Here is a 23,094-nt window from a genome sequence, read left to right as displayed (position 1 = left end):
CTCAGAAATGCGCGCGCTCACTGCGGCATCCTGTCCGGTCTGCAGCTTGCACCGCCACTCACTCCAGCGAGATCGTCGATCCGGCGGCGTGATCGGCGCTCAGCGAGCGGACCATATAGCTGGCGTCTTTGCCGTAGCTCTGAAGCTTGCGTGCGAGGCTCGGGGTGTCGTGTGGCGCGAAGCGATAACGCCCCCAGAACGGCGCGGTTCCACCGACAGCGACGAGTGAGACGTTGTCCGCGACAGCCGCTGCGTGATCAAACACCATCGTCAGCACGGTGCCTGCCGCACCGCCGCCGCGCGCCTGCGGTAGCAGCGCGATGTCGTGCAAATAATAGGTCGAGGCCGGCTGTGGCATACTGCCCAGCAGCGCATTCAGCGCCGGTGGCTGCATCACATGCCAAGGATGACTAACGAGATAGCCGGCGAGGCCGTTCGCGGTCTCGAGCACGAAGCAACCGTCCGGATACAGTGCCAGCCGCTCGGCGAACACCGCGGGGTCTTCAGGGTAGGCTGCGTGGACCACCGCCGCGATGGCGTTGACGGCGGGCAGATCGGCGGGGGTCATGCCGCGCCAGGTGGCGGTCTTTGCCATCATGATCTCGCGCCCGATGCCTCACGCCGGATTCTTGTAGGGCGGGCGCGGGATGTTCTTGTGGGCGGCGCGCAGTGCGGCGGACCAGCGCGAGCGGAGGTCGTGGAAGTAGGGCTCTCCGGCCTCGATGCGGTGGTTGAGGTCGGCGTCGCAAACGTCGGTGCGTACCACCAGCACGTCGATCGGCAGGCCGACGCCGAGATTGGAGCGCATCGTCGAATCCATCGAGATCAGGCTGGTCTTCAGCGCCTCGTACAGTTCGACGTCGTAAGTGATCGCGCGGTCGAGCACGGGCTTGCCGTATTTGTGCTCTCCGATCTGCAAATACGGCGTGTCGATGGTGCATTCGATGAAGTTGCCGGCCGGATAGATCATGAACAGCCGCATCCGCTCGCCCTTGATCTGGCCGCCGAACAGGAACGACACCTCGTAGTTGATTTCCTCGGCCTTGAGCGCCTGCGCCTCGGTCGCATTGACGTGGCGGATGACGCGGCCGATCAGTTGCGCCGCCTGGAACATGCTGGACGCGCCGATCAGGGTCTCGCGCTCGCTGGTCTCGGCGTTTTCGAGGCCTTCGGTCAGGGTCGACAGCACCGACTGGCTGATCGACAGATTGCCGGCGCTCGCCACCGCCATGATGCGGTCGCCCGGCGTGCTGAAGACGTGCAGCTTGCGAAAGGTCGAGATGTTGTCGAGCCCGGCATTGGTGCGGGTGTCGGCGACCATCACCAGGCCCTCGCGCACCAGCACTCCACAGCAATAGGTCATCTCGTCCTCGAACTCACAGGCCTGACAGCAATTGCGCCGGCGCGGCAGCGCCGATCGGCCGCGGGACACTAGCCCATCCGTGCCGCCCGTCCAGCCCCCGAAGGGCGGAAGCTATTGCGATTGGAATTGCCGGCCGGCCTGATCGACCTTGACCGACACCGTCAAGGTCTCGACGCCGCCGCCATAGCGGGTGCCGCGCACCGGCGCGGCGCCGAGATAGTCGAGCCCGATGGCGACGCGGGCGTGGGCATCGGTGGTGCAGATGCCGTTGGCCGGATCGAACCCGACCCAGCCGAGACCCGGCACATAGGCTTCGGCCCAGGCGTGGCCGGCGGGTTGCTGCGCCATGCCGTCGGCGCGCAGGAAATGCCCGGCGACGAACCGAGCCGGCACGCCGCCGGCGCGGGCGCAGGCGATGAACACATGCGCGTAGTCTTGGCAGACGCCGCGGCGTAACGCGAAGGCTTCGGCCGCGGTCGTGCCCGAATGGGTGGGGTCGTCGTCGAAGGTGATGTGCTGGTTGATCGCGGACATCAGCGCGTGCAGGAAGCCGATCGTGTCGCCGCTGCCGTCGCCGCGCAGCTCGCGCGCCAGCGCCTGCATCGGCGGCGCGAGGTCGGTCAGCTCGGTCGGGCGCAGAAACAGCTGCGGCGGAAACCGCTCGTCGGTGCCCTTCAGGACGCCGCCGGTGTCCGAGGTCTCGATCAGCCCTTCGGCGGTGATGGTGAGATACTCGGTCGCGCCGACCGTCAGCACGTGGGTGACGTTGCCGAACGCGTCGTAATGCATGTCGAGCCGGGTGTCGGTGGAGACGTCGATCTGCCAGTCGGCGACGTATTGGCCGTCGTGGCTGCCGGGCGTCAGCCGCAGCACCTGGATCACGCCGGTGGCGGGCGGCTCGTAGCGATAATTTGTCGTGTGCGTGATGCGCAGGCGCATGGCGTCGGCAGTCCGGTTGCGGCGGGCGGGCGGTCGCGCGCGCCTGTGCTCGATCAGATAAGATACTGCTTGGCGACGATTTCGCCGAGCCGGCTGTTGTCGGCGATGAATTCCTGGATGAATTCGTGGACGCCGCGCTGGAAGATGTCGTCCATGTTGGAATGTTCCAGCCGGTTTCGGATGGCGCGGGCGTGGCGCTGGGCCAGGCCCTGGCGGCCGTAGGCGACGCCGATCTGGTCGAGATTCCGCACCAGATTGCCGTAGCACGACGCCAGCGAGCGCGGCAGGCTGTCGTTGAGGATCAACAGGTCGGCGATCAGCCACGGTTTCAGCGTCTCGCGATATACCCAGTGATAGGCGGTCAGCGCCGACACCGAGCGCAGGATCGACGACCACTGATAATAGTCGAGCGGGCCGCCGACGTGCTCCTCTTCGGGGAGCAGCAGATGATATTTGACGTCGAGAATCCGCGCGGTGTTGTCGGCGCGTTCCAGATGCACGCCGAGCCGCGAGAACCAATAGGCGTCGTTGCGCAGCATGGTGCGATAGGCCGAGCCGTCGAACCGCAGTGACGTCTCCTGCACGAAGCGCAGGAACTGGGTCAGTTGCTCGCGTGTCTTGGCGCCCTTGCTCCAGTTCTCCTGCAGCTCGATCCAGGCGGAATTGATGGTGTCCCACATCGCGCCCGTGAGCGCGGTGCGGACCGAGCGCGCGTTCAGCCGCGCCGCCTCGATGCAATTGCGGATCGAGGACGGGTTCGAGGTCGACATCGACAGGAATTCGACGACGTTGGGCTCGTTGGCCTCGTCGTATTGCGCATAGAAGCTGGCGCTGACGCCTGCCGTGAGCAGCGCCGAATCCCATTCGTTGCCTTGGCCCGAATAGGTGTTCGGCAGCGCGGTGACGCGCAGCGTCGCCTCGATGGTCCGCGCCAGATATTCGGCGCGCTCGACGTAGCGGGACAGCCAGAACAGGTTTTCAGCGGTACGGGACAGCATGACTCATTCCGTCATTGCGAGGAGCGGAGCGACGAAGCAATCCAGCTTGCCGAGTGTGGCGCCATGGATTGCTTCGCTTCGCTCGCAATGACGCCTCAATGTTGCGAACCTACTCATCCAGCACCCAGGTGTCTTTGGTGCCGCCGCCCTGGCTGGAATTCACCACCAGCGATCCTTCCTGCAGCGCGACGCGGGTGAGGCCGCCGGGGACGACGGTGATGCGGTCGCGGCCGGTGAGGACGAATGGGCGCAGGTCGACATGGCGCGGCGCGAGGCCGGCTTCGGTGCAGGTCGGGCAGGTCGAGAGCGCCAGCGTCGGCTGGGCGATGAAGCCTTCCGGCTCGCGCTTCAGCTTCTCGCGAAACGCTTCGATCGTCGCCTTGGTGGCGGTGGGGCCGATCAGCATGCCGTAGCCGCCGGAGCCGTGGACCTCCTTCACCACCAGCTCGGACAGATGGTCGAGCACGTAGGCGAGGTCGGAAGGCTCGCGGCAGCGCCAGGTCGGCACGTTCTTCAGGATAGGCTCTTCGTCCAGGTAGAACTTCACGATGTCCGGCATGTAGCTGTACACCGCCTTGTCGTCGGCGATGCCGGTGCCGACTGCGTTCGCCAGCGTGACGTTGCCGGCGCGATAGGCCGACATCAGTCCGGGCACGCCGAGCACCGAATCCGGGCGGAAGGTCAACGGATCGATGAAGTCGTCGTCGACCCGGCGATAGATCACGTCGACCCGCTTCAGCCCTTCAGTGGTGCGCATGAACACCTCGTCGTTCTTGATGACGAGGTCGCGGCCTTCGACCAGCTCGATGCCCAGCTTGTCGGCGAGGAACGAGTGCTCGTAATAGGCGGAGTTGAACACGCCGGGGGTCATCAGCGCCACGGTCGGCTCCGACGACGAATGCGCCGGCGCGACCGAGCGCAGCGCGGTCAGGAGTTCGTCCGGATAGCGCTCGACCGGCGCAATGCGATGCCGCGCGAACAGATCCGGAAACAGCCGCATCATGATCTCGCGGTTTTCCAGCATGTAAGAGACGCCGGACGGCGTCCGCGCATTGTCCTCCAGCACGTAGAAATGCTCGTCGTCGACCCGGACGATGTCGATGCCGGCGATGTGGACATAGACGTCGTGCGGAACCGCCTGGCCGTTCATCTCCGGGCGGAACACCGGGTTCTGGAAGATCAGGTCGTCGGGAATGATGCCGGCGCGCAGAATGTCCCGGCCGTGATAGATGTCGCGCAGGAACATGTTGAGCGCGCGCACCCGCTGCTTCAGCCCGAGTTCCATCCGGGCCCATTCCTGCGCCGACAGAATGCGCGGGATGACGTCGAACGGGATCAGCCGCTCCTGCGCCTCAGCATCGCCGTATACCGCGAAGGTGATGCCGATGCGACGGAACAGCAGCTCGGCTTCCTGGCGCCGGTGAGTGAGGGCTTCGGGCGGCGTTTCGCCGAGCCAGCGGGACAATTCCTGATAGGCCGCGCGAACCTCGCCGCTGGGGCCGTTCATTTCATCGAACGCAACTGCCATGAAACCAGTCTGATTCCCAAAGACGCTGCGAGAGAGTGCAGCATGGAACACAGCAGTAGCAAGGGGCGGGCCAGCACGATATGGAAGGAGTGGACGCTTTTTGACCGCGGGCTCATAATCTTGCCCGCAAATAGGGCGGGTGCTGCTCAAATGAGTGGCAAAAGTCTACGGAGGCGGCAGCTGCGGTCGTCGCCGGGCACTTAGCAGCGGGGAAACGGAAGCATTCATGAGCGAGATCGTTACGGCGGGTATCCTGGTGATCGGCGACGAGATCCTGTCGGGCCGGACCAAGGACAAGAATATCGGCTTCATCGCCGAATACCTGACCAACATCGCGATCGATTTGCGCGAAGTGCGCGTGGTGGCCGACGACGAGAACGCGATCGTCGAGGCGCTGGACGCGCTGCGGAGCCGCTATACCTACGTCTTCACCACCGGCGGCATCGGGCCGACCCATGACGACATCACCGCCGACTGCGTTGCCAAGGCGTTCGGTGTCGGGATCGATTATCATCCCGAGGTGGTGGCGCGGTTCCGCGAACGGTTCTCCGAAGCCGAGCTCAACGAAGCGCGGTTGCGGATGACGCGGATTCCGGATGGCGCCGAGCTGATCCAGAGCGCGACCATCATCGCGCCCGGCTTCAAGATCGGCAACGTCATCGTCATGGCCGGCGTGCCGTCGATCATGCAGGCGATGATGGACATCGTCGCGCCGACGCTGAAGTCCGGCGTCAAGATGCTGTCGGAGACGGTGAAGGCGAACGCGCGCGAGGGCGACATCGGCGGTCCCTTGCGCGAGATCGCCGCCGCGCATCCGGACGCGATGATCGGCAGCTACCCGTTCCTCGACGAGGAGCGCAAGCCGAATACCAATCTGGTGGTCCGCTCGCGCGATCCAGAGAAGCTGCAGCAGGCGATGGCGGCGGTGAAGCAGATGCTGGCGGATCTGCAGCCGGCGAAATGAACCAGGATAAATAGTCTCTGTCATTGCGGGGAGCGGCGCGACGCAGCAATCCAGAACCGCCTGCACCATGACCCTGGACTGCGTCGCGGAGCCTGTGCCTGGACGGCGCAACGCGCCGATGTGTGGGCTCGCAATGACGGAGTCGTCGGAGTGGATGAATGACGCAAAGCGAACCGAATGAGCAGAAACGGGCGGGGCGCCCGTTTCCGGTGTCGTGGGATCAGTTTCACCGCGACTGCCGGGCGCTGAGCTGGCGGCTCAACGAGCTCGGACCGTTCCATGCGGTGATCGCCATCACCCGCGGCGGCCTGGTGCCGGCCGCGATCGTCGCCCGCGAGCTCGGCTTGCGGGTGATCGACACGGTGTGCATCGCCAGCTACGAGCACGACAAGCAGGGCGATTTGCAGGTGCTCAAGGGCGTCTCCGATCAGACCGCCGCGCTCGGCGGCGGCACCGGCAAGGGCCTGTTGATCATCGACGACCTGGTCGACACCGGCAACACCGGCCGGATGGTGCGCTCGCTGCTGCCGGACGCGCATTTCGCCGCGGTCTACGCCAAGCCGAAGGGCCGTCCCTTGGTCGACACCTTCATCACCGAAGTGTCGCAGGACACCTGGATCTTCTTCCCCTGGGACACCGGCCTCAGCTTCCAGCCGCCGCTGAAGAATGGGGCGGAGTGAGGAGACGTCTAGTCTAGTAGGCAAGTTTCTCGTCCTGGGTCTGACAGGCGCCGCAGCTTCACCTCTCCCCGCGCGCGGGGAGAGGTCGGATTGCGTAGCAATCCGGGTGAGGGGGCGCCTCCGCGCGCCTGAGCTTTTCGGGTGGCTCGACGCCGTCGCCGGTGATCTGATCGTTGATCGTGGGCACTCGGCGGCGTGGCGCCGCCCCCTCATCCCGGCCTTCTCCCCGCACGCGGGGAGAAGGAGCAGGCAGTGCGCGTTGATCAGTCTTTCCTCACAGGACACACTTGATGCCGCTGCAGAACCGCGTGACGCCGTTCGGTGAGATCGTTGCGGTGGCGAGCCGCGGGATGTTCACCGGCAATCGCGGCATCATTCATGATCCGGCGACCAGGACGCTGCTGAACAGGCGCTGGTCGAGTCACGCTTGGATCACCTGTGCTTGCGAGTTCCGTGGTCGCCGCCGCGACGTGATGGCGACGCGGAGCTGGACCGAGCTGTTCTTTCTCGACGAAGCGACCGCGCTCGCGGCCGGGCACCGGCCTTGCTACTACTGCCGCCGCGCGGATGCGAACCGCTTCGGTGCGGCGTGGGCGCGGGGCAACGGGCTCGAGCAAATCACCGCCAAGGAGATCGACACCACGCTGCACCGCGAACGGCTCGACGGCCGCGCCAAGCGGCTGCATGCGTTGCCGTGTGCGGTCGATGAGTTGCCGGATGGGGCGATGGTGGCGGGTGAGCAGAGCGACGATGCCGGTGGCCGCAATGACACCTGCACCCGCACTGCTTATCTGGTCACGCAGGGCAGTCTGCTGCGCTGGTCGTTCGAGGGTTATCAGCCGGTCGGAGCGGCGGTGATCGAAGGCTTGCAGGATCGTCTCTTCCTGCTCACGCCACCATCAACGCTAAGGGCTCTTGAAGCCGGCTATCAGCCCGCACTGCATCCAACCGCACGCACAAACTAACCACGTCATTCCGGGGCGCTCGCGCAGCGGGCGAGCCAGGAACCCACAAACCTGTGTGCGTGGTTATGATCCGCGGCTGTCACTTCGCGTCAAATGATTACAGGGACAGGATGCCGGGTTCGCGCTACGCGCGCCCCGGAATGACGAACGATAGAGCGAGTGTAGACCTCGCTCAGAAAAATCAGCGAACTACTTGAACCGCTCCCGCGCCAGTTCCGCGCCCTTGCCGAGCGCGGCGAGCTTGGCTTCGGCGATGTCGCGGCGCATCGGAGCCATGCCGCAATTGGTGGTGGCGATGATGTTGCTCTTGGGCACATGCTTCATCACCGCTTCGATCGTGGCGCAGACGTCGTCCGCCGTCTCGACCTCGTCGCTGGCGACGTCGATGACGCCGGCCTGAACGATCTTGCCCTTCAGCAGCGACAGCAGTTCCAGCGGCACTTTCGAATTGCGGCACTCGACCGCGACCTGTTGGATCGAACTGGCGTCGATCGCCGGGAAGATGTCCTCGTATTGCCGCCATTCGGCGCCGAGCGTGTCCTTCCAATCGGTGTTGGCCTTGCAGCTCGGCGAAGGCGAATGCCATCTTGACGCGGTCGCCGTAGTGGCGATCGGCGATGGTGTCGATGATCGTCATCGGGCCGGGCAGGGTGAACTTGATCTTGTGCGTGGTATGCGCTCGCGCGATCTGTCCTTCGAAGCCGTGAACGCGGCCTTTCAGCCGCAGCGGCGCCACCACTTGCGGCACCATCGCTTTGTAGCGATCGTTGCGGATGCCCATCTCGACCTTGTGGGCGAAATCGATGCCCTCGACGGCCTCCAGGAAGCCGTGGACGAAATGCTGGCGCGCCTGCTCGCCTTCGGTGACGATGTCGATGCCGTAGTCCTCCTGCAGCTTCAGCGCCAGGATGGTGGCGTCGCGCTTGGCCCGGATCAGTTCATCGCCGCTCGACTTCCACGGCGCCCACAGCTTGTTGGGTTCGGCAAGCCATTCCGGCTTCGGCAACGAGCCGGCGATCGTGGTCGGAAACAGCATCGTTCTCTCCCTTGAGCCTCACATGGCGCCTGATTGGCGCCCTCTGTGCCACGTCCGCAGCGAGGCGTACAGAAGTGCGAGACCGAGGTGACAAGGCGGCCGAAGCCGGGCTAGGATCGGCGCAAACCCGTCAAGAGGACCTGCTGCCATGATCGATCTGTATTACGCGCCGACTCCGAACGGCTGGAAGATCTCGATCATGCTGGAAGAATGCGGCCTGCCGTACACGGTGGTGCCGATGCAGCTCGGCCGCGGCGACCAGCACAAGCCGGAGTTTCTCGCGCTCAGCCCCAACGGCCGGATGCCGGCGATCGTCGATCGCGCGCCCGCGGGCGGCGGTGAGCCGCTCTCGGTGTTCGAGAGCGGGGCGATCCTGATCTATCTGGCGGAGAAATCCGAGCAGTTGATGCCGACCGAGCCGCGGGTGCGGTTCGAGGTAATGCAGTGGCTGATGTGGCAGATGGCCGGGCTCGGGCCGATGCTCGGGCAGAACGGCCATTTCCTGCTGTATGCGCCGGAGAAGATCCCTTACGCGATCGATCGCTACAGCCGCGAAGCGAAGCGGCTTTACGGCGTGCTCGATCAGCGGCTGGCCGACCGCGACTATATCGCCGGCGGCTACTCGATCGCCGACATCGCCTGTTTCCCCTGGATCATGACCCACAAGGCGCAGGGCCTGACGCTCGACGACTATCCCAACATCAAGCGCTGGTACGCCGCGCTGCGTGCCCGGCCGAAGTTGCAGGCCGGTCTCGCGCTCGGCAAGGAGGACAAGAAGCCGATGGACGAGCAGGCCCGCAAGCTGCTGTTCGGCGTCGACAAGCCCGCGCACGCCGACGCGCAGGCACAGAGCGCGCAGCAACAGTGATGATGCAGTACGACGCAAGGCGCGAAACATGGATTGGCGCACGATCCGCTTGTGGCGCATTCCCCACAATCGACGTCATCGCTCGTCCGGGCGACCCAGTATCCCAGAGCGTTCGTGGTGGACGCAGTCGCTCTGCAATACTGGGTCCCCCGCCTTCGCGGGGGACGACGGTGGTCGCGTAGCGATGTCGTGCACGAACTCACCGTTCGTCATTCCGGGGCGCGCGGCGAAGCTGCGCGAGCCCGGAATCCATACGCCGCAGCGTCGGCTGTGGAGCAAGGCGGCTGTTGCGCTTTGCTTGAACGAGGGATTAGCGGTTATGGATTCCGGGTTCGCTCGCTGGCGCCAGCGCCCCGGAATGACGAGTTGAGAGACAATCAATAACAACAACGGAGGAAATCCCTATGCTCGAATTCTTCTTCGACTGCTCCAGCCCCTGGACCTATCTCGCCTTCCACAACATCCAGCCGCTGGCGAAAGAGATGGGCGAGGAGATTTCGTGGCGGCCGATCCTGGTCGGCGGCATCTTCAACTCGGTCAATCCGAGCGTGTACGAGAGCCGCAAGACGCCGGTGCCGCTGAAGGCGCGCTACATGCTGAAGGATCTGTCGGATTGGGCGCGCTCGGCCGGCCTCGCCATCAAGATGCCGCCCAGCGTGTTTCCGGTGAACAGCGTCAAGGCGATGCGCGGCTGCCTGTGGCTGCTGCGGGACAAGCCCGACGCGATGGTGCCGTTCGCGACCGCAGTGTTCGAAGCGTATTGGGGCGACGATCAGGACATCTCCAAGGATGAGGTGCTGACCGCGATCTGCACAAAATGCGGCCTTGATCCGCAGGCGTTCTTCTCCGCCATCGCCGAGCAGGGCATCAAGGATCAGCTCAAGGACAACACCGAGGAAGTGATCGCGCGGGGCGGGTTCGGTTCGCCGACGATCTTCGTGAACAAGACCGACATGTATTTCGGCAACGACCGGCTGCCGCTGGTGCGCGAGGCGCTGGCGCGCGGCAAGGCGGGTGCCGCCTGATGCCGAAGGCTGTGGTGTGCCGCGAACTCGGACCTCCCGAGGCGTTGCGGCTCGAAGAGATCGAACGCAAGGCGTTGAAGCCCGGCGAGGTGCGGGTCGCGATCCGCGCCGCCGGCATCAACTTCCCCGACATCCTGATGTGCGCCGGGGAGTATCAGCTCAAGCCGGAGCTGCCGTTCATTCCCGGCGTCGAGGCGGCCGGCGAGGTGATCGAAATCGGCGAGGGCGTCACCGGCGTTCGGTGCGGTGACCGCGTCATCGTCAAGCTGAGGTTCGGCGCCTATGCCGAAGAGGTGGTGGTCGCTGCGTCGCAGCTCACGCCGGCGCCGCCGAACTTCGACGACGCCGAGGCCGCGACCTATCTGGCCGGTCATGGCACGGCGTGGCACGGGCTGGTCGAACGCGGCGGGCTCAAGGCCGGCGAGGTGCTGCTGGTGCACGGCGCCGGTGGCGGCGTCGGGCTCGCCGCGGTCGAGCTCGGCAAGTATCTCGGCGCCACCGTGATCGCAGCGGCGTCGTCCGAGGAGAAGCTCGCGGTGGCGCGGCAGCGCGGCGCCGACCACGGCATCCTCACCAGTGCCGAGCCGTTCCGGGATGCGGTCAAGCGCATCACCGACGGCCGCGGCGCCGATGTAGTGTTCGATCCGGTCGGCGGCCAAGTGTTCGAGGACAGCGTGCGCTGTATCAATTGGGGCGCGCGGCTGCTGGTGGTCGGCTTCACCGGCGGCATCGGGCTGGCGCGCACCAATCTGATCCTGATGAAGGGCGCATCGGTGATCGGCGTGCGCGCCGGCGAGGCGGTGCGGCGCGATCCCGCGCTCGGCGCGCAGCGCATCGCCGCGCTGCTCGACCTCGCCGCCCAGGGCGTGCTGCGCCCCAACGTGTCGCACCGGCTGCCACTCGCCGAATGGGCGCCGGCGATGCGTCTGCTGATCGACCGCAAGGCGATCGGCCGGGTCGCGCTGCTCCCGTAGCGCGGAATGTCGGGCGCCCGCGCCGGGTGAAGATTTCGCTTGGCGCGGGTTTCGCGATGTGGAATGTGCAGCGCGGAACAACGAGGGTGGAATGAGCACTGAACTGGAACTCGACGCCTATATGAAGCTGGTCGGCACCGAGATCGGGGTGTCGGAATGGCACGTGCTCGATCAGAACCGGATCGATCAGTTCGCCGATTGCACCGAAGATTGGCAGTACATCCACGTCGATCCGGAGCGCGCCGCGCGCGAGACGCCGTTCGGCACCACCATCGCCCACGGCTTCCTGACGCTGTCGATGCTGAGCGTGTTCTCCTACGAGGCGATGCCGAAGATCAAGGGCGTCACCATGGGCGTCAATTACGGCTTCGACCGGTTGCGTTTCATCTCGCCGGTGAAGGCGGGAGCGCGCGTGCGCGGCCGCTTCATGCTGGCGGAAGCCACTATGCGCAAGCCGGGCGAATTGTTGTCGCGTACCAGCGTCAACGTCGAAATCGAGGGCGAGAAACGCTCCGCGCTCGTGGCCGACTGGCTCGGCCTGATCTACTTCGAACAATAATCCGGGGAAGCAACACACATGGCTATCAGGTTCGACGGACGCGTCGCCATCGTCACCGGCGCGGGTAACGGTCTCGGCCGCGCGCATGCGCTGGGTCTCGCGGCGCTCGGCGCCAAGGTGGTGGTAAACGATTTCGGCGGCGCGCGTGACGGCACCGGCGGCTCGATGACGGCGGCCGAGACCGTGGTCGAAGAGATCAGGAAGGCCGGCGGCACTGCGATGGCCGACGGCGCCGACGTGTCGAACTACGAACAGGTCCAGGCGATGGTCGCCAAGGCGACCAAGGAGTGGGGCAGCGTCGATCTTCTGGTCGCCAACGCCGGCATCCTGCGCGACAAGTCGTTCGGCAAGATGGAGCTCTCCGATTTCCAGAAGGTGATCGACGTGCATCTGGCCGGCACGTTCTACTGCTGCAAGGCGGTGTGGGACGGCATGAAGGAGCGCAACTACGGCCGCATCGTGCTGACCACCTCGTCGTCGGGCATGTTCGGCAATTTCGGCCAGGCCAATTACGGCGCGGCGAAGGCCGGCATCGTCGGGCTGATGAACGTGCTGGCGCAGGAAGGCCGCAAGACCGACATCCGCGTCAACACCGTGTCGCCGACTGCAGCGACCCGCATGACCGAAGAGCTGCTGCCGCCGCAGGCGCTGGCGCTGATGAAGCCCGAGGCGATCACGCCCGCGGTGCTGTTCCTGCTTAGCGACAACGCGCCGACCCGCACCACGCTCGGCGCCGGTGCCGGTTCGTTCGCGCAGATCAAGATCATCGAGACCGAAGGCATCAACCTGCCGGAGTCCGAATGGACCCCCGACGCGATCGCGGCACACTTCGCCGAGATCAGCGACGACTCCAAGGCCCAGGCGCTCGAAGGCGCGTTCCAGCAGACGCAGAAGTACGTGGCGCAGGCCGCGGCGCGGCTCGGGATCAAGATGTAGGCGCGACGTCATTCCGGGGCACGCGCAGCGCGAACCCGGAATCTTAGAGTCGCAGAACAGCTCGGGGTTCCGGGTTCGCTCGCCGGCGCGAGCGCCCCGGAACGACGTGCTTGGGCCGAAGCCTCTCCCCGAGTCATTCCGGGGCACGCCGAAAGGCGTGAACCCGGAATCTCTGCGCCGATCCCGGTTGGTGTATAAGCGCCGGATGATTTTCATCGGACGCAGCCGTCGTGGCTGACCTCATCGACATCGATGCCGCCGTGATCGGCGCCGGCCCGGCCGGGCTGATCGCGGCTGAGCAATTGGCGCAGGCGGGCGCGCGCGTCGCCGTGTTCGATGGCATGGCCGCGCCGGCGCGGAAGTTTCTGCTGGCCGGGCGCGGCGGGCTCAACCTCACCCACAGCGAAGCGCTGCCGGATTTTCTCGCGCGCTACGGCGCCGCGCAGCCACGGCTGAGCCCGGCGATCGAGGCGTTCGGACCGCAGCAACTCCGCGCCTGGGCGGATGATCTCGGGCAATCGACCTTCGTCGGCACGAGCGGCCGGGTGTTTCCGGTCGCGATGAAGGCCTCGCCGCTGTTGCGCGCCTGGCTGCGCCGGCTCGATGCGCAGGGCGTGCAGCTTCGCCTGAAGCATCGCTGGACTGGATGGGACGGCGAGGGACATCTGTCGTTCGACACACCGGACGGCCCGCGCCGCATCGCGGCGCGAACGACGGTGCTGGCACTCGGCGGCGCGAGCTGGCCGCGGCTGGGCTCGGATGGGAGCTGGGCCGATCTGCTCGCCCGCAAAGGCGTTACGATTGAGCCACTGAAGCCGGCGAACTGCGGCTTCGTCGCCGCGTGGTCGGCGCTGTTCGCGGATAAGTATCAGGGCGCTCCGCTGAAGAACGTCGCGCTGTCGTTCGGACCGCGCACCGTGCGCGGCGAGGCGATGATCACCCGCGACGGCATCGAAGGCGGTGCGATCTACGCGCTGTCGGCGCTCTTGCGCGATGCGATCCTCGCCGGCGGCGAGGCGCGGCTGTGGATCGCGCTGCGGCCGGATCTGACGCCGAACGATCTCGCCGCGCGCTTGGCGAAACCGAAGGGCAAGCAGTCGCTATCGACGTATTTGCGTAAAGCCGCGGGATTGTTGCCGGCCAGCATCGGTCTGCTGCAGGAAGTAGCCCATGCGTCCGGCGCCACGCTGGCGATGCTGCCCGCGGACGAACTCGCCGCGCTGATCAACGCGGTGCCCGTGCGGCTCATCGGCGTAGCGCCGATCGCACGCGCGATCTCGACCGCCGGCGGCATCGCGTGGGACGAGATAGGTGACGACTACATGCTGCGCAAACTCCCCGGCGTGTTCGCCGCCGGCGAGATGCTCGATTGGGAAGCGCCGACCGGGGGCTACCTGCTGACCGCGTGTTTTGCCACGGGGGCGGCCGCGGGGCAGGGCGCGGCGAAGTATCTGGGGCGATGACTCCGTCATTCCGGGCTCGCGCAGCTTCGCTGCGCGCCCCGGAATGACGAACGCTGAGGTCTCGCGTCGCCGTCGAGCTGTTACTTCAGCTTCCCCCGCGCCGCCACCGGCAGCGTTCCCAGAATTTCCTCACCGCGCACCATCACCACCTCGTCGACCATGTTGACGACGACGCAGACGTGGTTGGGAATGATCCGCACGACGTCGCCGACGTTCGGACGGGAGTTGCTGCGGGACAGGTCTAGGAAGCCGTGTTCCTCGGCGAATTTGGCGATGCGCGCTTCGGGGTGATCGAGGATCAGGCCGTAACCGTCGAGGCCGCCGCCGGGGTCGGAGGTTAGGGTCTTGGATCCCGCATCGAGGATGCCGCGCTCCGGGCCGGCGCGGCTGACCACGGTGGAATACACCATCAGGGCGCAACCGTCCCAAGAGGCGACGCCGGCCGCGACCTGCATGCGGTCGTTGTAGACGTAGGTGCCGGGGCGATGCTCGGTGGCGCCCTTCAACTGGCCGAGGTTCTTCAGATTCGGCGAGCCGCCGGTGGAGACCATCGCGGCGTCGAGGCCGTGGGCGCGGATGCCGGCCTGCGCCTCGTCGAAGAAGCGCTGCGCCCGCGGCCAGTCGTCCTCGGTCGGATACAGCATGAAGCCCTTGAAGCTCAGCCCTTCCGAGCCCGCGATCATCCGCGCCAGCGCCACCGCTTCGGCCGGGGTCTCGACGCCGGCGCGCTGACGGCCGGTGTCGCATTCGACCACGACGCCGAGCGGCCGGCCGGCGCGCGCGGCTGCTTGCGGCAGGCCGGCGATCACCACCGCGTTATCGGCCGCGACCGTCATCGCGGCGCGTTCGTGCAGCGCGCCGAGCCGCGCCATCTTTTCCTCGCCGATCAGGTTGTAGCTGATCAGGATGTCGTCGATGCCGGCCTCGGCCATTACTTCGGCCTCGCCGAGCTTCTGGCAGGTGATGCCTTTGGCGCCGGCGGCGATCTGCATCTTGGCGAGAAGCGGCGACTTGTGAGTCTTGATATGCGGCCGGTTGGCGACGCCGGCCGCATCGCACAGCGCCTGCACGCGTGCGATGTTACGCTCGACGCGGTCCATGTCGATCACCAGCGCTGGTGTGCCGACCTCGCGGGCGATTTTGGCGGCGAGCGGCGTAGTCATGAGCGGGCTCCGGGTTTTAGGGCGTGACATCGCAACTTGTGACCGCGTCATGCCCGGGCTTGACCCGGGCATCCACGAAACGACCACCGTGCTTGCGGCCGTGGATGGCCGGGTCAAGCCCGGCCATGACGGGTGATTATGTGGCAGCGCGGTACTCCAACGTCAGCCTCACGCGCTTTCGATTTCCTCGCGCAGCATTTCGAGTTCGAGCCAGCGGTGCTCGGCTGCGTGGAGTTCGTCATGGGCCTTGGCCATCGCGGCCGAGGCCTTGTCGAATTTGGCGCGGTCGCGGGCGTAGAGTTGCGGATCGTCGAGCTGCTTCTGCAGGGCCGCGATCTCGGCCTCCAGCTTGGCGATGGTCTTCGGCAGCGTTTCCAGCGCGTGCTTCTCGTTGAAGCTCAGCTTGCGCTTCGGCGCTGGTGCGGCGTTCGGCGCGGGCGCGGCCTTGGCTGCGGCCGGCTCGGCCGTGGCGGCCTTGGCAGGCTGCCGGGTCAGATCGGCGCCGCGCTGCGCCAGCATGTCGGAATAGCCGCCGGCATATTCGATCCATTTGCCGTCGCCGTCCGGCGCGATCACCGAGGTGACGACGCGGTCGAGGAAGTCGCGGTCGTGGCTGATCAGGATCACCGTGCCGTCGTAGTCGCCGAGCATCTCCTCGAGCACGTCGAGGGTCTCGAGGTCGAGATCGTTGGTCGGCTCGTCGAGCACCAGCAGGTTCGACGGGTTGGCCAGCGAGCGTGCCAGCATCAGCCGGCCGCGTTCGCCGCCGGACAGCGCCTCCAGCGGGGTGCGGGCCTGCTCCTGGGTGAACAGGAAGTCCTTCATGTAGCCGATGACGTGGCGCGGCTTGCCGCCGACCATCACCTGGTCGCCGCGGCCGCCGGTCAGCGCATCGCTCAGAGTCGATTTCGGATCCAGGCTGTCGCGGCTCTGGTCGAGCGTGGCGATCTCGAGGTTGGTGCCGAGCCGCACCGTGCCGCTGTCGGGCGCAAGCTGCCCGGTGAGCAGGCTGATCAGCGTGGTTTTGCCGGCGCCGTTGGGGCCGACGATGCCGACGCGGTCGCCGCGATTGATCCGAATCGAGAAGCCGTCGACGATGCTGCGATCGCCCCACGCCTTGCTGATCGCTTTCGCTTCGATCACCAGCTTGCCGGATTTGTCGGCCTCCGCGGCGGCGAGCGAGGCGGCGCCGGTCGGGCCGCGATAGTCGCGGCGCTGGGCGCGCAATTCGTGCAGGCCGGCGAGCCGCTTGACGTTGCGCTTGCGGCGGCCGGAGACGCCGTAGCGCAGCCAGTGCTCTTCCATCACGATCTTGCGGTCGAGCTTGTGCTGATCGCGCTCTTCCTCGGCCAGCACGTCGTCGCGCCAGCTTTCGAATTGCGAGAAGCCGCGGTCGATCTGGCGGATCACGCCGCGGTCGAGCCAGGCGGTGGCGCGCGACAGATTGCTGAGGAAGCGGCGGTCGTGGCTGATCATCACGATCGCGCATCGGCGCTGGGCGAGATCGTTTTCCAGCCATTCAATCGTGGTGAGGTCGAGATGGTTGGTCGGCTCGTCGAGCAGCAGGATGTCGGGATCGGGCGCGAGAATCCGCGCCAGCGCCGCGCGCCGCGCCTCGCCGCCGGACAGATTGGCGGGGTTCTCGTCGCCGTGCAGGCCGAGCTGTTCCAGCAAGTAAGCGGCCTGATAGTGAACGTCGCCCGGCGCGAGCCCGGCCTCGACATAGGCCAGCGTGGTGGCGAAGCCGGCGAAATCCGGCTCCTGCGGCAGATAGCGGATAGTGGCGCCGGGCTGCACGAAGCGGCTGCCGCGATCGGACTCGATCAGCCCGGCGACGATCTTCAAAAGCGTCGACTTGCCGGAGCCGTTGCGGCCGATCAGGCACAGCCGGTCGCCGGCGGAGACGGCGAGTTCGACGCCGTCGAACAGCGCGGCGCCGCCGAAGGTCAGCGCGATGTCTTTCAGTTGAATCAGCGGCGGCGCCATGGTTCGTCTCAGCTCTGATCGGTGCGGCGGTGCGCGATCCGGCGGATCGCGCTGTCGAGCGCCGAGAGAAAGGTGGAGCGGTCGCGCGGCGAGAACGCGCGCGGGCCGCCGGTGATCTCGCCGGACGAGCGCAGATCGGTCATCAGATTGCGCACCGCCAGCGTCATGCCGATCGACTCTTCGGAGAACGGTTTGCCGTTGGGAGCGATCGCGGTGGCGCCCGCTTTGACGCAGCGGCTCGCCAACGGAATATCCGCGGTGACGACGATATCGCCCGGTTTGATCCGCTCCGCAATCCAGTCGTCCGCCGCATCCATTCCGGAACCGGCCGCCACGCGTTCGATCAGAGGATGCTGCGGCACCCGGATGAAGCCGCCCGCCACCACCGTCACCGGAAGATGGTGACGTTCCGCCACCTTGTACACCTCGTCCTTCACCGGACAGGCGTCGGCGTCGACATAGATGCGGGTGAGGGCGTCGGTCATCGGGCGGTGCGTGGTCCTGGGGCAGCGGCCTTGCGTTGCCGGTGTAGTGGCGTAGCATCGCTGGCAACGATCGCCAACAAGATCGGGTAACCTGGAGACACCATGGCCGCATCGCTTGCGCCCTGGCGCGTCAGCGCCTTCAACACTGCCAAACAATCCGAAAACAAGATGCACGACGACACCGTTGCCCGCCGCTTCGGTTTCACCGGCGGTCTGGTGCCCGGGGTCGAGGTGATGGCCTATATGATGCATCTGCCGGTTGCCCGCTGGGGACGCGACTTCCTGGAGCGCGGCCTGATCGAGGCGCGGTTCGTGAGGCCAGTCTACGACGGCGAGACCGCGACGGTGACGGGCGAGGAACAGGCCGAGGCCCTCGCGCTCGCAGTCGAAAGCCGCGGTGAGCTCTGCGCCACCGGCTCGGCGTCGCTGCCGGCGCGGGCGCCCTCGGTCGATCTGTCCGCCTATCCCGAGACTGCGGCGGCAACGAATCGGCCGCCGGTCGACGCCTCGTCGTTTCCGCTCGGCCGGTGGTTCGGCACTGCGCCGGTGAGCTGGGGCGGGGCCAAGCTGCGCGCCTATCTCGACGAGATCCGCGAAACCGACCCGATCTTTCAGGCAGCCGATCTGATCCATCCCGGCACGCTGCAGCGGATCATGAACCGTGTGCTGGTCGACAATGTCGTGCTCGGGCCGTGGATCCATGTCGGATCCAAGATGCAGTTACTCGCCGCCGCACGCGGTGACGACGTCCTCAGCGCGCGGGCCAAGGTGGTGGCCAACTACGACAAGAAGGGCCACCGCTTCGCCGAGTTCGACGCGCTGATCGTCGCGAACGGCGATCAGCCGGTGGCGCATTGTCACCACGTCGCGATCTTCGCTCCGCGACAGGCGGCCGCGTAGTTCGCGCTTATTCCGCTTTGCGGACGCGTGCTTGGGCGCGCGTGCGACGTTCTGCCTCTCTCGCCTTGCCGGCGAGAGAGGTGAGAATGCGTGACGACACTAAAACAGGTAGGGCGGGGGCACATCCATTCATGCGCGCGGCCGGCGACAAGGCCGAACTGACAAACAAATCAAAAAATATCTGGGAGGAAACATGACACTCATTCAACGGACGGCAGCGCTGCTGCTCGCCGCGCCGCTGCTGCTGGGCGCGCCCGCCTTCGCGCAGCAACAGGCGCCGGTGAAGATCGGTCTGCTCGGCGACTTCCAGTCGGTGTATTCCGACATCGGCGGACAGGGTAACGTCGAAGCCGCCAAGATGGCGATCGAGGAGATGGGCGGCACGATGTTCGGCCAGCCGATCGAGTTCATCTCGGCGGACGTCCAGAACAAGCCGGACATCGCCGCATCGCTGGCGCGCAAATGGTACGAGAACGAAAGCGTCGACATGATCGTCGACCTGCCGACCTCGGCCACCGCGCTCGCCGCAATGGAGATGAGCAAGAAGTTCGAGAAGATCATGATCGTCACCGACGCGGCGTCGTCGGACATCACCGGCAAGTCGTGCTCGCCCTACACCGCGCACTGGACCTATGACACCTATTCCAACGCCCACACCGTCGGCTCGGCGATCGTCAAGAACGGCGGCGACACCTGGTTCTTCATCACCGCGGACTATCTGTTCGGTCACTCGATCGAGCGCGACACCGGCGAGGTGGTGAAGGCGGCCGGCGGCAAAATCCTCGGCAGCGCGCGGCATCCTCTGAACAACGCCGACTTCTCGTCGTTCCTGCTGCAGGCGCAGTCGTCCAAGGCCAAGATCATCGGCATGGCCAATGGCGGCGGCGACACCATCAACACCATCAAGCAGGCTGCGGAATTCGGCATCGTCACCGGCGGCCAGAAGCTCGCCGGCATCGTGATGTTCATCTCCGACATCCACAGCTTAGGATTGAAGATGGCCAATGGCCTGATCATCACCGAGGCGTATTATTGGGACCTCAACGACCGCACCCGCGCGTTCGGCAAGAAATTCTACGAGCGCACCAAGCGGATGCCGACGATGAACCAGGCCGCGACCTACAGTGCGACGCTGCATTATCTGAAAGCCGTGAAGGCGGCCGGCACCAAGGACACCAAGACGGTGCTGGCGAAGATGCGCGAGATGCCGGTGCGCGACGCCTTCACCGACAACGGAACGTTGCGCGAGGACGGCCGCATGGTACACTCGATGTTCCTGTTCGAGGTCAAGAAGCCGGAAGAGTCGGAAGCGCCGTGGGACTATTACAAAGTCCTCGCCGAAGTTCCCGGCGACCAGGCCTTCCGCCCGCTGAAAGACGGCGGTTGTCCTCTGGTGAAGGCGGAGTAGAGAGCGGAATCCTGACGACGAGGCAACGTCCTCGCCGCACAACAGACGTCGTCGCCGGGCTGGACCCGGCGACCCATCTTCTTCGATAGGACGATCTCGTTCGAGGGAGGCGCAGTGCCACAAGCACAGAGTCATCCCGCGGATGCGGGGGATCCAGTATTCCAGGGCGCCCGCGGCGAGCCGGACCAGGTGCCACTTGTGCGGCCCTTCCGCCTCAAGTGACGCTCTGGGATACTGGGTCGCCCGGACGAGCCGGGCGATGACGGGCGGGGCCTACGCCGCCGTCTTCGCCTTCGCGTCGTGGATCGCGCGCCACACCTTTTCCGGTGTCAGCGGCATGTCGAGCGTGGTGACTCCGTGGTCCTTCAGCGCGTCGAGCGCGGCGTTGACGATGGTGGCGAGCGAGCCGGCGCAGCCGGCTTCGCCGCAGCCCTTGGTGCCGAGCGGGTTGGTCTTGGCCGGCACCGGGTGATCGCCGACCGTCATCAGCGGGATATCGTCCGCCCGCGGCAGCGCGTAGTCCTGCAGCGAGCCGGTGATCGGTTGGCCGTCGGCGTCATACGAAATCTTCTCCATCAGCGCTTGGCCGATGCCCTGCGCGACGCCGCCGTGGAGCTGGCCGGCGACGATCATCGGGTTGACGATGGTGCCGAAATCGTTGACCGCGGTGTAGCGCACCACGCGGGTGACGCCGGTGTCCGGGTCGATCTCGACCTCGGCGACGTGGCAGCCATTGGGGAAGGCGGAGGGCGCACCGTCGGTGGTGTGGTCGACGTCGAGCGATGCCGGCACGCCGTCGGGCAGCTCGGCGCCGCGCAGCCGCTGCGCCAGCTCCATGATGCCGATGCTGCGGTCGGTGCCGGCGACGGTGAAGCGACCAGCCTCGAATTCGATGTCAGCCTCGGCGGTTTCCAGCAGATGCGCGGCGGCGCTCTTGCCCTTGGCGATCACCTTCTGCGACGCCTCGACGATCGCCATGCCGCTCGCGGTGATCGAGCGCGAGCCGCCGGTGCCGTTGCCGCTGTGGACGATGTCGCTGTCGCCCTGTTCGAGCCGGATACGATCGAACGGCACGCCGAGGAACGCGCTCAGCACCTGGGCGAACGGCGTGGCATGGCCCTGGCCGTAGTCGAGCGTGCCGGTGATCAGCCGAACCGTGCCGTCGTCTTCGAACACGATCTTGCCGAGCTCGGCGCTCGGCGGCGCGGTGACTTCCAGATACGAGCCGACCGCGATGCCGCGCAGCTTGCCGGCCTTGCGCGCCTCCTTCTTGCGCTTGGCGAAGCCGTCATAGTCGGACAGTTCCAGCGCCTGCCCGAACACGCCGGCGAAGTCGCCGCTGTCGTAGGTGACGCCGGAGCAGGCGGTGAACGGCATCTGCGTCGGCTTGATGAAGTTGCGCTTGCGCAAGGTGAGGCGGTCGATCTTCATCTCGTCGGCGGCGCGGTCGATCAGCCGCTCCAGGAAGTAGTTGGCTTCGGGCCGGCCGGCGCCGCGATAGGCGCCCATCAGCGTGACGTTGGTGACGACGCATTTGATGTCGACGGCAAGCAGCGGCGTGCGATACACGCTGCCGATGTTCTTGCCGGTGTTGAGCGACAGCGGCAGCGGCGCGACGCCGGTGATCTGGGCACCCAGATTGCCGGTGCCGGACAGCCGGATCGCAAGAAAACGCCCACCGGCGTCGAGCGCCAGTTCGGCGCGGATCTGTTGGCCGCGGCCCTGGCTGTCGGATAAAAAGCTGGTCGAGCGCTCATCGGTCCATTTCACCGGACGGCCGAGCGCCTTGGCGGCGTGCAGGATGCAGATGTACTCGGGGTACGAGATGTTCTTCATCCCGAACGAACCGCCGACCTGGCCGGTCAGCACCCGGACCTTGTCGGTCGGCACGCCGAGCAGCTTGGCCAGCGTGTTGCGGTTGCCCGAGACGCCCTGGGTCGGCACCTGGATGGTGTAGCGGCCGTTCTGCTGATCGTAGGAAGCGAGCCCGACACGCGGCTCCATCGGCACCGCGGCGACGCGGGTGTTCTCGATATCCAGCGTGGTGACGTGCGCGGCCGCGGTGAACGCCGCGTTCACCGCCGCGGTGTCGCCGAAGTGATAGTCGAGCGCGACGTTGTTTTCGATGTGGTCATAGAGTTGCGGCGCGCCGGGCTGCATCGCGGCCTCGGCATCGGTGACGGCGGGCAGCGGCTCGATGTCGAGTTCGACCGCTTCGGCGGCATCGCGCGCCTGCGCCGGCGTTTTGGCGACCACGCAGGCGACCGGTTCCCCGGCGTAGCGCACCTTGTCGGTGGCCAGCGCGCCGTGATGGGTCTGCTTCAGCGGCGTGCCGTCGCGGCTTTTCAGCGGCAGGCCGGAGCTGAACGGCGCGTAGCCGGCGGCGGCGAGGTCGGTGCCGGTGTAGATCGCGCAGACGCCCGGCATCGCCCTTGCGGCGTCGGTGCCGATGCCGCGGATGATGCCGTGGGGGTGGGGGCTGCGCACCATCACGGCGTAGAACTGCCCGGGTAGGTTGCAGTCGTCGGTGTAGCGGCCCTTGCCGCGCAGCAGGGTTTCATCCTCCTTGCGCCGGACCGGTTGGCCCATGCCGAATTTGTGCAGCGCGAGGGACGTATCGAGCGACGCGTTGGCGGGGCGATCCTGCATGAGGCTGAGTTCCGGCTGAAGAGGCGTGCGGGACGGGAAAAAGCCGCGTGGGGCGGCGTTTTTGCGTGGGGAATGTCAGTGCTGATACGCCCAACGGATAACGCAGCCACCGGCACGCGACAACGCACGAAACCGCATGCTTCGCCCGCAGGTGGGTTGCGCCGGGGCGGTGCGCTGCTAAACTTTCCGTGAATGATGATTTCGG

The 23,094-nt window shown here is 66.3% G+C and carries 20 protein-coding genes and 1 pseudogene; 11 read left to right on the top strand and 10 right to left on the bottom strand.

What is annotated here, in order from left to right; translation table 11 throughout:
* Positions 1-58: 58 nt before the first annotated feature.
* The 5 genes from DNX69_RS05520 to DNX69_RS05500 form a co-directional block, all read right to left on the bottom strand.
* Positions 59-598, bottom strand: a complete 540-nt coding sequence (locus tag DNX69_RS05520; protein ID WP_110785020.1) for a GNAT family N-acetyltransferase — start codon at positions 596-598, stop codon at positions 59-61.
* Between the two features lie 18 nt (positions 599-616).
* Entirely contained in the window at positions 617-1,363 is a 747-nt protein-coding gene (locus DNX69_RS05515; protein WP_110785116.1) for a peptidase, read from the bottom strand.
* A gap of 111 nt (positions 1,364-1,474) precedes the next feature.
* Entirely contained in the window at positions 1,475-2,302 is an 828-nt protein-coding gene (locus DNX69_RS05510) for a transglutaminase family protein (protein WP_110785019.1), read from the bottom strand.
* 53 nt (positions 2,303-2,355) lie between these two features.
* Entirely contained in the window at positions 2,356-3,300 is a 945-nt protein-coding gene (locus DNX69_RS05505; RefSeq protein ID WP_110785018.1) for an alpha-E domain-containing protein, read from the bottom strand.
* Between the two features lie 109 nt (positions 3,301-3,409).
* The gene (locus tag DNX69_RS05500) at positions 3,410-4,828 is read right to left on the bottom strand and encodes a circularly permuted type 2 ATP-grasp protein (protein WP_110785017.1); all 1,419 of its coding nucleotides are present in this window, start codon (positions 4,826-4,828) and stop codon (positions 3,410-3,412) included.
* A 226-nt stretch (positions 4,829-5,054) separates the two neighbouring features.
* On the opposite strand from DNX69_RS05500, the gene DNX69_RS05495 reads away from it, so the two are divergent.
* From DNX69_RS05495 to DNX69_RS05485, 3 genes are all read left to right on the top strand, one after another.
* Entirely contained in the window at positions 5,055-5,792 is a 738-nt protein-coding gene (locus DNX69_RS05495) for a competence/damage-inducible protein A (protein WP_110785016.1), read from the top strand.
* Positions 5,793-5,950: 158 nt separating this feature from the next.
* Positions 5,951-6,472 (top strand): xanthine phosphoribosyltransferase, encoded by a 522-nt coding sequence (gene gpt, locus DNX69_RS05490; protein WP_110785015.1) that lies wholly within the window; start codon positions 5,951-5,953, stop codon positions 6,470-6,472.
* A gap of 290 nt (positions 6,473-6,762) precedes the next feature.
* The gene (locus tag DNX69_RS05485; protein WP_110785014.1) at positions 6,763-7,437 is read left to right on the top strand and encodes a hypothetical protein; all 675 of its coding nucleotides are present in this window, start codon (positions 6,763-6,765) and stop codon (positions 7,435-7,437) included.
* Positions 7,438-7,626: 189 nt separating this feature from the next.
* Here the strand turns inward: DNX69_RS05485 and DNX69_RS05480 are convergent.
* A pseudogene (locus DNX69_RS05480) lies at positions 7,627-8,473 on the bottom strand (methionine synthase).
* 148 nt (positions 8,474-8,621) lie between these two features.
* Between DNX69_RS05480 and DNX69_RS05475 the strand changes: the two are divergent.
* The 6 genes from DNX69_RS05475 (at position 8,622) to DNX69_RS05450 (ending at position 14,298) form a co-directional block, all read left to right on the top strand.
* Entirely contained in the window at positions 8,622-9,341 is a 720-nt protein-coding gene (locus DNX69_RS05475; RefSeq protein ID WP_110785013.1) for a glutathione S-transferase N-terminal domain-containing protein, read from the top strand.
* Positions 9,342-9,745: 404 nt separating this feature from the next.
* A complete protein-coding gene (locus tag DNX69_RS05470) occupies positions 9,746-10,366 on the top strand; it encodes a 2-hydroxychromene-2-carboxylate isomerase (RefSeq protein ID WP_110785012.1) in 621 nt (206 codons plus the stop codon).
* Positions 10,366-11,340: an NADPH:quinone oxidoreductase family protein gene (locus DNX69_RS05465; protein ID WP_110785011.1), complete on the top strand. Its 975-nt coding sequence runs from the start codon at positions 10,366-10,368 to the stop codon at positions 11,338-11,340. Before DNX69_RS05470 ends, DNX69_RS05465 begins: the two co-directional genes overlap by 1 nt.
* A gap of 91 nt (positions 11,341-11,431) precedes the next feature.
* The gene (locus tag DNX69_RS05460) at positions 11,432-11,899 is read left to right on the top strand and encodes a MaoC family dehydratase (protein WP_110785010.1); all 468 of its coding nucleotides are present in this window, start codon (positions 11,432-11,434) and stop codon (positions 11,897-11,899) included.
* 18 nt (positions 11,900-11,917) lie between these two features.
* Positions 11,918-12,835, top strand: coding sequence for an SDR family NAD(P)-dependent oxidoreductase (locus tag DNX69_RS05455; protein WP_110785009.1), 918 nt, complete (start codon positions 11,918-11,920; stop codon positions 12,833-12,835).
* Between the two features lie 230 nt (positions 12,836-13,065).
* Positions 13,066-14,298, top strand: coding sequence for an NAD(P)/FAD-dependent oxidoreductase (locus DNX69_RS05450; protein ID WP_110785008.1), 1,233 nt, complete (start codon positions 13,066-13,068; stop codon positions 14,296-14,298).
* Positions 14,299-14,378: 80 nt separating this feature from the next.
* Here DNX69_RS05450 and DNX69_RS05445 read toward each other — a convergent pair whose 3' ends face one another.
* From DNX69_RS05445 to DNX69_RS05435, 3 genes are all read right to left on the bottom strand, one after another.
* Positions 14,379-15,461, bottom strand: coding sequence for a D-TA family PLP-dependent enzyme (locus DNX69_RS05445; RefSeq protein ID WP_110785007.1), 1,083 nt, complete (start codon positions 15,459-15,461; stop codon positions 14,379-14,381).
* A gap of 168 nt (positions 15,462-15,629) precedes the next feature.
* Positions 15,630-17,447 carry an ABC-F family ATP-binding cassette domain-containing protein gene (locus DNX69_RS05440; protein ID WP_110785006.1) on the bottom strand — a complete coding sequence of 606 codons (1,818 nt, stop codon included), beginning with the start codon at positions 17,445-17,447 and terminating at the stop codon, positions 15,630-15,632.
* An 8-nt stretch (positions 17,448-17,455) separates the two neighbouring features.
* On the bottom strand, positions 17,456-17,932 hold the full coding sequence (locus DNX69_RS05435) for a YaiI/YqxD family protein (RefSeq protein WP_110785005.1): 477 nt from the start codon (positions 17,930-17,932) through the stop codon (positions 17,456-17,458).
* A 102-nt stretch (positions 17,933-18,034) separates the two neighbouring features.
* Between DNX69_RS05435 and DNX69_RS05430 the strand changes: the two genes are divergently transcribed.
* A complete protein-coding gene (locus DNX69_RS05430) occupies positions 18,035-18,832 on the top strand; it encodes a hypothetical protein (protein ID WP_110785004.1) in 798 nt (265 codons plus the stop codon).
* A 193-nt stretch (positions 18,833-19,025) separates the two neighbouring features.
* Positions 19,026-20,240 (top strand): ABC transporter substrate-binding protein, encoded by a 1,215-nt coding sequence (locus DNX69_RS05425; protein WP_110785003.1) that lies wholly within the window; start codon positions 19,026-19,028, stop codon positions 20,238-20,240.
* Between the two features lie 273 nt (positions 20,241-20,513).
* On the opposite strand, the gene DNX69_RS05420 is transcribed toward DNX69_RS05425, so the two are convergent.
* A complete protein-coding gene (locus tag DNX69_RS05420) occupies positions 20,514-22,889 on the bottom strand; it encodes a xanthine dehydrogenase family protein molybdopterin-binding subunit (RefSeq protein ID WP_110785002.1) in 2,376 nt (791 codons plus the stop codon).
* Between the last annotated feature and the right edge of the window lie 205 nt (positions 22,890-23,094).

Origin of the sequence: Rhodopseudomonas palustris (assembly GCF_003226555.1) — a bacterium.
Taxonomy (GTDB): domain Bacteria; phylum Pseudomonadota; class Alphaproteobacteria; order Rhizobiales; family Xanthobacteraceae; genus Rhodopseudomonas; species Rhodopseudomonas palustris_I.
Note: the sequence above shows the minus strand (reverse complement) of the source record. Positions and strands in the feature narration are given on the sequence as shown.

Excerpts from the sequence above, each read along its gene's own strand:
- DNX69_RS05520 (WP_110785020.1), bottom strand. The coding sequence starts at position 598 with ATGATGGCAAAGACCGCCACCTGGCGCGGCATGACCCCCGCCGATCTG.
- DNX69_RS05515 (WP_110785116.1), bottom strand. The coding sequence starts at position 1,363 with ATGACCTATTGCTGTGGAGTGCTGGTGCGCGAGGGCCTGGTGATGGTC.
- DNX69_RS05510 (WP_110785019.1), bottom strand. The coding sequence starts at position 2,302 with ATGCGCCTGCGCATCACGCACACGACAAATTATCGCTACGAGCCGCCC.
- DNX69_RS05505 (WP_110785018.1), bottom strand. The coding sequence starts at position 3,300 with ATGCTGTCCCGTACCGCTGAAAACCTGTTCTGGCTGTCCCGCTACGTC.
- DNX69_RS05500 (WP_110785017.1), bottom strand. The coding sequence starts at position 4,828 with ATGGCAGTTGCGTTCGATGAAATGAACGGCCCCAGCGGCGAGGTTCGC.
- DNX69_RS05495 (WP_110785016.1), top strand. The coding sequence starts at position 5,055 with ATGAGCGAGATCGTTACGGCGGGTATCCTGGTGATCGGCGACGAGATC.
- gpt (WP_110785015.1), top strand. The coding sequence starts at position 5,951 with ATGACGCAAAGCGAACCGAATGAGCAGAAACGGGCGGGGCGCCCGTTT.
- DNX69_RS05485 (WP_110785014.1), top strand. The coding sequence starts at position 6,763 with ATGCCGCTGCAGAACCGCGTGACGCCGTTCGGTGAGATCGTTGCGGTG.
- DNX69_RS05475 (WP_110785013.1), top strand. The coding sequence starts at position 8,622 with ATGATCGATCTGTATTACGCGCCGACTCCGAACGGCTGGAAGATCTCG.
- DNX69_RS05470 (WP_110785012.1), top strand. The coding sequence starts at position 9,746 with ATGCTCGAATTCTTCTTCGACTGCTCCAGCCCCTGGACCTATCTCGCC.
- DNX69_RS05465 (WP_110785011.1), top strand. The coding sequence starts at position 10,366 with ATGCCGAAGGCTGTGGTGTGCCGCGAACTCGGACCTCCCGAGGCGTTG.
- DNX69_RS05460 (WP_110785010.1), top strand. The coding sequence starts at position 11,432 with ATGAGCACTGAACTGGAACTCGACGCCTATATGAAGCTGGTCGGCACC.
- DNX69_RS05455 (WP_110785009.1), top strand. The coding sequence starts at position 11,918 with ATGGCTATCAGGTTCGACGGACGCGTCGCCATCGTCACCGGCGCGGGT.
- DNX69_RS05445 (WP_110785007.1), bottom strand. The coding sequence starts at position 15,461 with ATGACTACGCCGCTCGCCGCCAAAATCGCCCGCGAGGTCGGCACACCA.
- DNX69_RS05440 (WP_110785006.1), bottom strand. The coding sequence starts at position 17,447 with ATGGCGCCGCCGCTGATTCAACTGAAAGACATCGCGCTGACCTTCGGC.
- DNX69_RS05435 (WP_110785005.1), bottom strand. The coding sequence starts at position 17,932 with ATGACCGACGCCCTCACCCGCATCTATGTCGACGCCGACGCCTGTCCG.
- DNX69_RS05430 (WP_110785004.1), top strand. The coding sequence starts at position 18,035 with ATGGCCGCATCGCTTGCGCCCTGGCGCGTCAGCGCCTTCAACACTGCC.
- DNX69_RS05425 (WP_110785003.1), top strand. The coding sequence starts at position 19,026 with ATGACACTCATTCAACGGACGGCAGCGCTGCTGCTCGCCGCGCCGCTG.
- DNX69_RS05420 (WP_110785002.1), bottom strand. The coding sequence starts at position 22,889 with ATGCAGGATCGCCCCGCCAACGCGTCGCTCGATACGTCCCTCGCGCTG.